Here is a 10080-nt window from a genome sequence, read left to right on the forward strand (position 1 = left end):
ATTTGATCACAACCGCTCGCTCGATAGTTATCTCTGGCGCTGTCGAGGGTCTTGTGGATGAGGCTGTCGTGCGCCGCCTCATCCGGCACGTCGGCGCTGAGCCAGGTCCGATTTATGGCAAGAACGGTAAAGCCCATCTGCGGCGACAGGTCAACGGATACAATGCAGCGGCGCGTTGGGCTCCCTGGATTGTTTTGGTGGACCTGAATCACGACGCCGACTGCGCTCCGCTCCTACGGGATGAATGGTTGCCTTCGCCTGCCTCCCAGATGTGCTTTCGGGTAGCCGTTCGAGTAGTTGAAGCCTGGCTGCTGGCGGACCATCAGCAGATTGCGCGTTTCCTCGGTGTCTCTGCGAAGCAGATTCCCCCGAATCCAGAAGAGGTGGCGGATCCCAAGGGTCTAATGGTTGAACTGGCCCGACGTTCGCGCCGACGAGACATTCGAGAGGATATGGTCCCCCGGCCAGGCAGCGGTCGCAGAGTCGGCCCGGCGTATACCGCCCGGCTCATCGAGTTTGTGGAAGATACCAAAACTGGCTGGCGCCCCGATGTCGCCGCCACCTCTGCTAATAGCCTCAGGCGTTGTATCGAATGTCTGAGGCGGTTAATCAGGAGATTACATGAAGAAGCAACGCACGAAAATCGTCAAGGCATCGCCATCCATTCAGAGGGCTGAGGCCTCCACCCTCTACGAAAAAGTGCCATTTTGGAAGAGGCGCGCGCCCGCGTGGTGTGCACCGTCAACACGGAGATGGTGCGCGCCTACTGGCTCATCGGACAAGCCATCGTCAAGCAGGAACAGAAAGGCAAAGGACGCGCCGACTATGGTGAATGGCTCATCGAGTCGCTGGGGGAGCGGCTGACCAAAGAGCTTGGGAAGGGATTCACCAGAAACAAACTGTGGTATATGGGCCAGTTTTATTTGACCTATCCTGAAAACTCCGCGCACTGCGTGGAGAATTGTCATGGACGCACTACCGTTTGCTGCTCTAGAGCGATTTTCAATTGCATTTAGCCTGGTTGCCCCGCATCTTGTTGCGGGCTGATGCACGCTGCAAGCGCGCCCTAGGGTAAACTCATTCACAAATCGCTCTAAGCTCGAAAATCCCGACGTCCGCGCCTTCTACGAGACCGAAGCGGCGGAGGGCAACTGGTCAACTTGCCAACTGGAACGGCAAATCAGTTCACACCTCTATGAGCGCGCCCTGCTGTCCAAACACAAACGCGCCCTGCTTGCCAAAGCCCGCACGGACGCGGAACCGCCCACCCATACTGACTTCGTGAAGGACCCGCTCGTGTTAGATTTTTGGGGCTGCGCGAAAACAAAGATTACCTTGAACGCGATCTCAGAGCCGCTATCCTCGACCATCTGCAAGAGCGCGAAGAACACGAAGAAAGCCTTCGTGACCTTTGTGCTCTTCGTGTGAGATTCATCAACGGGCCTGCTTATGGAGGTTGAAGAGGTGCAACGACCAATCGTGAACTGAGCAATCAAGATTCTTCGGGCGCCGGGACCTGGGTTGCTGGAGTCTGCCTACGAGCATTGCCTGGCTTGCGAGCTCCGTCAGCGGGCGCTTCGGGCGGAGTGCCAGACAGTGCTGCCTATCGTTTATGAACGTCATCGCATTGAGGCGGGTTATCGTGTGGGCATGCTGGTGGAGGGCTGCGTCGTCATCGAAAACAAAGTTGCGGAGCAGACCTTGCCCATTCATGAAGCGCAACGGCTGAGCTCTATCATGAAACTGCACGGCGGGCGCGTGGGATGCTGGCTGAATTGGAATGTGAAGTTGACGAAGGGCAGCATCAAGCGCGGGGTGTTATGAACCTGAACCACGAAGGACGCAAAGCAGCACAAAGCCAAGTTCCTTCGTGCCGCGTCGTGCTCCTCGTGGTTGATCGTGAAGCGAATCCTAGATAGATCAGATGCTCAATTGGGATTGACGATGGAAACAGAATGAATACACTGCACAGACTTCCATAGCCCAACATGGCCTGTGCGGCTTGCGCGCTTTGACAACGCAACATGGCCATCGGGCACTGGCATGAATGAATCGCTTGATTCTGTTCAATAAGCCTTATCGCGTGCTGTGTCAGTTCACCGATACGCGTGGCCGGCTGACGCTGGCCCACTTCATTCCTATCCCCGACGTCTATCCAGCCGGACGGCTCGATTACGACAGTGAAGGATTGGTCGTCCTGACAAATGCTGGCATCATTCAACACCTGATTACTGATCCTCAACACAAACTACCAAAAACCTACTGGGCCCAGGTCGAAGGAACACCGACCGAGGCGGCGCTGGCACAACTACGCCGCGGCGTGCGATTGTCAGACGGCTGGACGCGACCGGCTCAGGTTGAACGGATCGAGCCGCCCGCGCTCTGGCCGCGCGTGCCGCCCATTCGCTACCGCAAGCGTATCCCTACAAGTTGGATGGCACTCACTATCACCGAAGGACGTAATCGCCAGATACGACGCATGACAGCAGCCGTTGGTTACCCCACGTTGCGCTTAATTCGCATCGCTATCGGGCCATGGCAACTGGCCGGATTGCAGCCAGGGCAGTGGCAAGAAGTACGCTGTCCACACAATCAAGCAGAACTGTTGCGGCTGCTTCGAGCACAAACATGAACGCACTCCGCGAAAACATAAACGCACTCACCATGGACACGAGCGCACTCGGCAAAGAGACGAGCACACTCAGCACACACACAAACGCACTCGGCAAAGGCACGAGTGCACTCAGCAAAAACATGAGCGCACTCGGCAAAGGCACGAGTGCACTCAGCAAAAACATGAGTGCACTCGGCACAAACACGAGCACACTCAGCACAGACACAAACGCACTCAGCAAAGGCACAAGCACACTCAGCACAGACACGAGCGCGGTCAATGTCAAAAATGAACCCTCCTCGAAGACAATCCCGCCGCGATTGCTCCAACTCGTCAAACGGCAACGCATGAGCGAGCGCACGTTTGAACAAATGCTCCGCCTGTTGTCCGACCGACGGCACGGTGTAGTGGCGCACGATGAGCAACTTGGCTTCTATGCTGAGTCTTTGGCCGAGAGCTGGCTCACATCGAGCGAATCGCAAGTGCCTGATTGCCTGACCTGCGGCGCGTGTTGCGCCTATTTGCATCAAGTGCCGGTTTTAATTTCCGACCCGACGCCGCGCCGGCTCACGTGGCAGGTCTGGGATGCCAACGACCGCGCCGGAGCAAAATCGTATTGGCTGCGCCGTGACCCGCACGATGGACAGTGCATCGCGCTGGATGGGCAAGTCGGTGAGCGCGTCCGCTGCACGATCTACCCATTGCGACCGCAATCATGCCGAGCATTTGAGGCAGGCAGCGACCGGTGTCATGCGGTTCGACGCATGTACGGCTTAGAGCCACCGTTGTCCGAAACTGAGCAGCAACAACTAGCGCGGGTCGGCGCAGACCACGCTTTCGATCAGCAAGCTGAAGCTCTCCAACAGCTCGAACGCGCTGGATTCGCCCACCAAGCCGACACTCTCACTGTTCTCTGCGAGCTCATCCAATACAATCAGGCGAAAGTGACTGACATTGTGAATGAATTGGGACGGCTGGCCGAGACGCTCACGGCAGCCGGTTGCCCGCAGGAATCGGCCAGATGCTCGCGTGCGCAGCAGCGCCTGCTCAGAGACACAGAACAACTGGCTAAGGCTGCCGGGCATTTGCTTCAGGTCAACCTGAACCATAGAGCCAGCGATGAGGACGAGTTAAAGACCCAGCTTTTGGAGGTCGGTCTGGCCTGGCAGCGGCTGCTGGAGAAAGCAACGAAGAAACTGGCCGAGCGAGCCGAGCGGGCGTTTGTGGCCTTGAATCTGAGCGTTCGTGATGAAGACGCAACGGCAAGCCGACAAGACACTGAGCGACGTGATGGCGGCTGCCAAGAGTGATTGCCAGTTAGCCTGTGCCTTTTTGAAAGTCAGTTTTTGCGCCTTTTTCAGAAATCGCTCATGCGCTCTCGCACACCGCGAAGGATGAAAATGGAATTCTTGGGTGAAGTTCGTGTGTTTCGTGGGCTATTTTCGAAGGAATCGCCCATGAGCTCCGCGCTCGCCACGAACCATGAAAATACAATTCTTTCGTGGGTTTTGTGTGTTTCGTGGGCTATTTTCAGAAGAGCGCCCGCATCTTGCGGTCTCCGGCACGCTGGAAGCGTGCGCTCCCAGCGATTCTCCGAGCAGACTACGTTCATGCAGCCAAAAGCATGGCAGGACCTGCACCGACTGAGCGGCAATGTGTGATCTTCACTCGGCATTTAGTATCACCTTTTCCTTTCGGAACAAGACTCAGATGTAGCGCGTACTGAGGGACTCAATCCCCGAACGCCTGACCTTCAACCGGCGTGACCGGCGTGGTTGGCTGTGGCTGCGGCGCGCGCCTTTGACGCGCGTTGACACCTCATGGGGGCCGTGTTATGGTGTGCGCTCACCAAGTGAATATATCCAAAATCACTTCCCAATCTTCAAGGAGGAGGACCTATGCTCAGCAAATCATTGCTCAGTTTCGTGGCAACGCTGATCATCGTGTTGCCGGCTTCAGCACAATCTGTTGACCAAGTTTTGGCAAAATACTACCAAGCGCGTGGCGGCCTAGAAAAAATCAAATCGGTCAAGACACTGCGTTTCACTGCGAAGATCAGCGGCGGCCCGATGGAGATTCCGGTTACCATGGAACAGAAGCGTCCCAACAGCATGCGAATGGAGTTCACGTTTCAGGGACTCACCGGCATTCAGGCGTATGATGGGAAGACGGGCTGGATGATCATGCCGTTCGGCGGGAAGAAGGACCCTGAGCCGATGGGTGAAGATATGCTCAAGGAACTTGCCAAACAAGCCGACATTGATGGTCCGTTGGTGGATTACAAAGAGAAAGGGCATCAAGTGGAGCTGCTCGGCAAAGAATCGGTCGAAGGCACAGAGGCCTACAAACTTAAGCTGACGCGCCGAGACGGCGACGTTGAGTACATTTACCTCGACGCTGATTCTTACGTGGAGATCAAATCCGAGGGCAAGCGCATGATTCGCGGGAGTGAATTCGAGGCAGAGACGATCTACGGCGATTACAAGCAGGTGGACGGGCTGATGATAGCCCACTCGATCGAATCCGGCCCCAAAGGCTCCTCGCAAAAGCAAAAGATCACGATTGAGAAAATTGAGATCAATCCACCTATCGAAGATACGCGCTTCGCCATGCCGGAGGTGAAAAAGCCAGACGCGAAACCGGAAAAATAAACGAATCGCCGAAGTGACTAATGAACGAGTCCGCTCACTGCACAGGAAATAGAAGAAGCAGCGCGAGCCTGTGTCGTCGGGAGTCGGCGCTTGGGTTCAGCTCAGCACTAAAAAGAAGATTGGCAGGAGCAGGATTTGCGCGAAGGCATAATCGCATAATACGTCAGATTCAGCTCAGCACTAAAAAGAACATTGGTAGCGGCGCCAGAGGGCGCTCATGATTATGTCATGGTGTCATCGGATCAACTCTCGATAGGGAGGAAGTCGCATCATGTTGGGTAGAGTCAAACTCTTCATGTTCATCGCCGTGTTAGCGGTTGCTCCGTGCTCAACGCTGGCACAAGCGGAAACTCCCAAGCAAGAAACTATTGGGTACGACTCAGAAACGTTTGCCGGACTCGACGCACGTAACATCGGCCCGGCCGTGATGAGTGGACGGATTGCCGCCTTGGACGCGATCGTTGAAAAAGGCCGATTGACGATCTACGTTGGGTCAGCCAGCGGCGGTGTGTGGAAGTCGGTTAACGGCGGCACAACATTCAAGCCGGTATTCGACAAGCACACGCAATCCATCGGCGCCGTGGCGATTGACCGGCGCAATCCCAAGATCGTATGGGTTGGCACCGGCGAGTCATGGGTGCGCAATAGCGTCTCGGTCGGCACAGGCGTGTATAAAACAACTGATGGCGGCGAGACGTGGCAGTTCGTCGGGTTGAAGGATTCGGAACGAATCGCCAGCATTGTCATTGACCCTAACGATAGCCAGACGGTCTACGTGGCAGCTACGGGAGCGCTGTGGAACGCTCATCCGGAACGCGGCGTGTTCAAAACGAGCGATGGCGGCAAGACATGGAAGAAAGTGCTCTATGTTAACGAAGACACCGGGTGCGCATCATTGGCGATTGATCCACAAGATGGCAAAATCCTATATGCCGCGATGTGGCAATTTCGACGCAAGGCATACACGTTCACTTCGGGCGGGCCCGGCAGTGGACTCTACAAAAGCGTGGATGGCGGCGAGACGTGGAGGAAATTGACGAAGGGATTGCCGGAAGGCGATCTGGGCCGAATCGGCATCGCCGTAGCGCCCTCTCGCCCCAGCGTCTTGTATGCCGCCGTCGAGGCCAAACAGAGCGGCTTCTTTCGCTCCGATGATTTGGGTGAGACATGGACGCGCGTCAATTCTGGACAGAACGTTATCGGGCGGCCATTCTACTTCGCGTATGTGGTGGTTGATCCCAACGATTACAATCGCGTTTACAAGCCCGATTTCAGCCTTGCCGTCAGCAATGATGGCGGCAAAACATTTAGCACGATTGGCGGCAGCGTGCACAGCGATTGGCACGCCTTGTGGGTGAACCCGGCCAATTCGGATCATCTGATTGCTGGCACTGATGGCGGATTGTATATCTCTGAAGATCGCGGCAATCACTGGCGATTCGTGCAGAACCTGCCGCTGTCGCAGTTCTATCGTGTCAGCTACGACATGCAACAGCCTTACAACGTCTACGGCGGCTTGCAGGATAACAGCTCATGGTATGGACCGTCGCGAGCGATTAGCGGGATTCAGAATCGTCACTGGAGAAGCGTCTACGGCGGCGATGGCTTCTGGGTGTTCGTTGATCCCACCGATGAGGATTATATCTACGCTGAATATCAAGGCGGGCAACTGGCGCGGATCAACCGACACACGCTGGAGACCAAACGGATCAAGCCGTTGCCTGAAGCCGGCGAGCCGAAGTTTCGCTTCAACTGGAATGCGCCGATCCATTTCAGCCAGCATCAACGCGGCACGCTCTACTTCGGTGCGCAGTACCTCTTCCGCTCCAAAGATCGAGGCGATTCCTGGGAACGCATCTCGCCCGATTTGACGACGAACGATCCGGAGAAACAAAAACAAGAAGAGTCCGGCGGACTGACCATTGATAATTCGACAGCAGAAAATCATTGCACTATTTATACAATCAGTGAGTCACCCAGGAATGGCAACATCATCTGGGTGGGAACAGACGATGGGAATCTGCAAATCACGCGCGATGGGGGGAAAACCTGGCGAAATGTCGTGGGCAACGTGCCCGGCTTGCCACCGCACACCTGGGTATCGTGGGTCGAGGCCAGCCGCTTTGACGAAGCCACAGCCTATGCAACATTCGACGGCCACATGAACGGTGACATGAAAACCTATGTGTACAAAACCACCGACTATGGGGCAACCTGGCAATCACTGACGAGCGGGGAGCTGAGCGGCTATGCGCACGTCATCCGAGAAGACTTGGTGGTCAAAGGCCTGTTATTTCTCGGCACGGAGTTCGGTTTGTTTATCTCGCTTGACGGTGGTCGGCAGTGGGCGCGGTTCACCGGCGGCAATTTTCCGCCCGTGGCCGTGCGCGACATCGCCATTCATCCACGCGAATCGGACCTGATCCTGGCTACGCATGGTCGAGGCATCTGGATCATTGATGACATCACCCCGTTGCGCGCGTTGACGCCAGAGCTGTTGGCGCAAGAGGCTACGTTCGTTGACGCGCGGCCGTCGGTCATGACGATCCCGGCTTCCGAATTCGGCTTCTATGGCGATGCTGAGTTCACGGGCCGTTCTGCTCCTGAAAACGCCGTCATCACCTACTACCAGAAAAAACGGCATATCTTCGGCGACCTGAAATTCGAAATCTATGACTCATCAGGGCGGTTGATCTCAACGATTGCCGGTAATAAGCGGCGTGGGTTGAATCGCGTCGAGTGGCCGATGCGATTGAAGCCGCCAAAAGTGCCGCCTGCTGCCGGCCTTGTGCCGAACTTCTTCTCGCTGGTCGGCCCGCGCGTGCTCGATGGCGTTTACACCGTCAAGATGATCAAAGACAAACAGACCTACACAACCCAGTTGACACTTGTGCCCGACCCGCGCTCGACGCACAGTCGAGAAGACCGCCTGGCACAGTATGAGTTGGTGATGAAACTTTACGACCTGCTAGGCCGACTCACCTATGTTGTCGAAACTATCACGCAGGCGCGCGAGCAAGCCCGCGAGCGTGCAAACAAGCTGCCGGCGACGGACCCGCTGCGAAAACGCTTAGAAGAATTGACCAAATCGGTGGAAGCGATCCGCGCCAAACTGGTAGCCACCAGGGAAGGCGGCGGCATCACGGGCGAGCAAAAACTGCGAGAACGTCTGGGCGATCTGTATGGCAACGTCAATGGCTATGAAGGACGTCCCACGCAATCGCAGGTCAGGCATGCGGCAGCCTTGGAGAAAGAGCTGGACGCCGTTGTGGCTGAGTTTGACGCCGTGATCACAAAGGAACTGTTGCCGATTAACGCGGCACTGGAAAAGAAAAAACTCGACCCCATCAAGCTGATGACCAAAGCTGAATGGGAGAACCAACAGGAGAAGTGATATGGTTGATTTCAGGTTAACCGATGAACAGCAAGCCATTCAAAAACTCGCTCATGAATTTGCCGTCAAAGAAATTGTTCCGGTCGCTGCTGAGTACGATCAGACAGCCAAGTTCCCGTGGCCGATTGTGGAGAAAGCCTATGACGTCGGCCTCATGAATTTGAATATCCCTGAAGAATACGGCGGCGCCGGTCTGGGCCTACTTGAAGAATGTCTGGTCGCCGAAGAGTTATCGTGGGGCTGCGCGGGCATCAACGGCGCCATTGGCTTGAATGCGCTGGCGGCGCTGCCGTTGCTGATTGCCGGCGACGAGACGCAGAAGAAAACTTATCTCTCGCGCTTAGCGCGTGAGCGACAGATGGCTGCGTATGCTGTCACTGAGCCGGCCGTCGGTTCTGATGTCGCCAACTTACAAACGACAGCCGTGCGCTACGGCGATGAGTACGTCATCACCGGAACAAAAAATTTCATCACCAACGCCTCGGTCGCCAACTTCTATATCGTCTTTGCGCGCACTGACAAGACGAGCCGGCATCAGGGCATCAGCGCGTTCATTGTGGAACGGGAGTGGGCTGGTGTGATGCCCGGTCGCAAAGATGACAAGATGGGACAGCGGGCGTCAGACACGGCGCAACTGATCCTGGAAGAAGTCAGAGTACCCAAGGCGAACCGGCTTGGTCAGGAAGGCGACGGCTTCAAGATTGCCATGCAGGTTTTTGATAAATCGCGCCCTGGCGTGGCGGCCAATGCTGTGGGCTGCGCGCGGCGCGCGATGGAACTTGCGCTGGCCTACGCGACCGAGCGGCAGGCATTTGGCGTGCCGATCATCCAGCACGAGGGCATCAGCTTCAAGATTGCCCAGATGGCGATGGAGATTGCAGCCGCTCGTCATCTGACCTGGCACGCTGCATGGCTGATTGATCAAGGCCTGCCGGCCACGCTGGAAGCTTCGTATGCAAAATGTTTCGCCGCCGATATGGTCATGCGCGTGACCACAGAAGCCGTGCAAGTGTTCGGCGGATATGGTTACATCAAGGAGTACCCGGTCGAAAAATTGATGCGCGACGCCAAAGTGTTTCAGATTTACGAAGGCACGTCAGAAATTCAGCGCGTGATCATCGCCCGCGAGTTGGTCAAACGGCGATAGCAACGGATGTGATTGGCCAATGGCTGACTCACGCACGGACGGCAGAAAACAGTTAAGATGCTCGGTTGTTGATCAGTCATTGACCAATGGCTGACTCACGCACGGACGGCATGATACCAATCGTGGAAAAGGACCGTGTTTGTGGAGCCAAAAAGCAGGAATCGCCCATGAGCTGACGCGCGCCACGAAGGATGAAAAGACAATTCTTTCGTGAGCTTCGTGTGTTTGGTGGGCTATTTTCAGAGGAATCGCTCATGTGCTATCGCACACCACG

Annotated in this window: 8 protein-coding genes; all 8 read left to right on the forward strand. The window is 56.0% G+C overall.

Annotation, left to right across the window (positions count from 1 at the left end):
* The first annotated feature begins 2 nt into the window (after positions 1–2).
* The 8 genes from NZ823_09210 (at position 3) to NZ823_09245 (ending at position 9806) form a co-directional block, all read left to right on the forward strand.
* On the forward strand, positions 3–677 hold the full coding sequence (locus tag NZ823_09210) for a hypothetical protein (protein ID MCS6805302.1): 675 nt from the start codon (positions 3–5) through the stop codon (positions 675–677).
* Between the two features lie 30 nt (positions 678–707).
* Positions 708–1016 (forward strand): DUF1016 N-terminal domain-containing protein, encoded by a 309-nt coding sequence (locus NZ823_09215; GenBank protein MCS6805303.1) that lies wholly within the window; start codon positions 708–710, stop codon positions 1014–1016.
* Between the two features lie 481 nt (positions 1017–1497).
* Positions 1498–1824: a GxxExxY protein gene (locus NZ823_09220; protein MCS6805304.1), complete on the forward strand. Its 327-nt coding sequence runs from the start codon at positions 1498–1500 to the stop codon at positions 1822–1824.
* A gap of 223 nt (positions 1825–2047) precedes the next feature.
* On the forward strand, positions 2048–2632 hold the full coding sequence (locus tag NZ823_09225) for a pseudouridine synthase (protein MCS6805305.1): 585 nt from the start codon (positions 2048–2050) through the stop codon (positions 2630–2632).
* Between the two features lie 164 nt (positions 2633–2796).
* On the forward strand, positions 2797–3924 hold the full coding sequence (locus NZ823_09230) for a YkgJ family cysteine cluster protein (GenBank protein ID MCS6805306.1): 1128 nt from the start codon (positions 2797–2799) through the stop codon (positions 3922–3924).
* Positions 3925–4512: 588 nt separating this feature from the next.
* Entirely contained in the window at positions 4513–5265 is a 753-nt protein-coding gene (locus NZ823_09235; GenBank protein ID MCS6805307.1) for a hypothetical protein, read from the forward strand.
* A gap of 271 nt (positions 5266–5536) precedes the next feature.
* Positions 5537–8659, forward strand: coding sequence for a glycosyl hydrolase (locus NZ823_09240; protein MCS6805308.1), 3123 nt, complete (start codon positions 5537–5539; stop codon positions 8657–8659).
* Position 8660: 1 nt separating this feature from the next.
* Entirely contained in the window at positions 8661–9806 is a 1146-nt protein-coding gene (locus NZ823_09245) for an acyl-CoA dehydrogenase family protein (GenBank protein ID MCS6805309.1), read from the forward strand.
* The last annotated feature ends 274 nt before the right edge of the window (positions 9807–10080 follow it).

Source organism: Blastocatellia bacterium (assembly GCA_025054955.1).
In the GTDB taxonomy this organism is placed as follows: domain Bacteria; phylum Acidobacteriota; class Blastocatellia; order HR10; family J050; genus JANWZE01.